At 48.2% G+C, this 1,461-nt stretch carries 2 protein-coding genes; one reads left to right on the forward strand and one right to left on the reverse strand.

Features of this window, described 5'->3' with window-relative positions:
- Positions 1-52: 52 nt before the first annotated feature.
- On the reverse strand, positions 53-271 hold the full coding sequence (locus tag J0A65_RS23330; protein ID WP_206596677.1) for a hypothetical protein: 219 nt from the start codon (positions 269-271) through the stop codon (positions 53-55).
- A 630-nt stretch (positions 272-901) separates the two neighbouring features.
- Between J0A65_RS23330 and J0A65_RS23335 the strand changes: the two genes are divergently transcribed.
- Entirely contained in the window at positions 902-1,360 is a 459-nt protein-coding gene (locus J0A65_RS23335; RefSeq protein ID WP_206596678.1) for a hypothetical protein, read from the forward strand.
- The last annotated feature ends 101 nt before the right edge of the window (positions 1,361-1,461 follow it).

Raw genomic sequence — 1,461 nt, forward strand, 5'->3', positions numbered from 1 at the left:
GACATGGCAGATGCCAAGACCGCCTCGGATGTACTCCGCGAATCTATCGCTGCTACGGTGATGAACTGGATTTCTGCAGGCTATTGGTCAGTGGTTCAAGCGACCAGAAAAACAGCAGCATGATCATCGCTGCGAGATTGCTCCGCGCCGCAGAGTACTCGTTGTGCCAGAGCTCGATGAGCACCTCGCATCCGCTGTAGATGGCCAGGGTCAGCAGGATCAGACGGCACAGGTGGATGCTGCGTCTGGTGAGGAACTGGCGATCGTTCATGAGGGAATTCCATTTCTCGGTATGCGGTAACGGCCGCCATCATATCGAAACCGCAGCGACGACCGGTAAGTGCCGAATATCCTCCGGCCCCTGGTCGTCATCCGTGCGTGAGGCTTCACACGCCTTGCGCGATCAGTGCGGAATCTCCCTTGCCCTTCGCCATTTTTGACACGGGGTGGCTAGACATGTCTGGCTGCTATGGCTAGCGTCGCTGCTGGGATGGGCTGAAGCCTGCCCCTTAACCAAACGTTAGGTATCACATGGACTCGTGGCGTCCCTTAATTTTCCGACTAGCCATTTCACTGGCTTACGCATCTATTTTCCCAATCAGTAATTTGCTCGGTGGCGGGATCATGATGCTCGGCATACTTGTAAGCATCCCTTTTCTGCCTGTCGCATGGATAGCTGGTATTTTTTTGTGCAGATACTTGGCACCGAAACTGCCTATTTACCAGGAGCATTTTCTGCAATTTTCATTCAAGCCTCGGCGCTCGCAAGTTGGCTTGCCAGCAGCAGGAAGCCCGAGTTAAAACCTAACTAGCGGTTCAAATCGTTCACTTCGCTCACTGGGACCGGCTAAAAACAGCCCCTCAATCAAATGTTATGCGCTGATCAAAATCGAGCAATACCATGAATTTTAGAATTTTATTAATTTCCATCTTGCTTTTGTTTGGCTGCTCTGAAGAGACTGAACGCTCAGCTTTTTTGATGCCTGATGTTGCGTGGTCTTTTCGTGAAGGTTCTTATGAAAATCAAAAGTTATTTGTTGAGGCTGTATATCAATATAACGACGAATTAGATTCGCCTATCCCAGAGTTTTATTTTCAAACCTCTCTGCCAGTTAGTAGGGTGAGTGTTTCATATGGTTATTGGGTCGAAAAAGATGACGATTGGGCTGAGTTTAGGGAAGTTGTTACGATAGATTCAGAAAGCGGGATGCTTTCCCTTGGCGAATTGCTTTTTAAGTTGCACGAAGCAGTAAGGCTGAACTTGGCTGACCAAGATAGATCGTATTTCGAGGGCTTAGAGTTTACCAGCTCAGGATCCACAGATCAGGAATATTCTTTCAAATTAGTGCTTGGAAGTTAGAGCTATCAGATATTAGCCTGTAATTGGCAGGTTTACGCATAGCAGGAAAAGGGGTGGATTTGTTTATGGTGCAGCGCCACTGGTCTAAAAATAAATCTGTC

The sequence above is a fragment of the Bowmanella yangjiangensis genome, assembly GCF_017255015.1.
Lineage (GTDB): Bacteria > Pseudomonadota > Gammaproteobacteria > Enterobacterales > Alteromonadaceae > Bowmanella > Bowmanella yangjiangensis.

What these genes read in the sequence shown, in the direction of transcription:
- J0A65_RS23330 (WP_206596677.1), bottom strand. Translation starts at nt 271, where the DNA reads ATGAACGATCGCCAGTTCCTCACCAGACGCAGCATCCACCTGTGCCGT.
- J0A65_RS23335 (WP_206596678.1), top strand. Translation starts at nt 902, where the DNA reads ATGAATTTTAGAATTTTATTAATTTCCATCTTGCTTTTGTTTGGCTGC.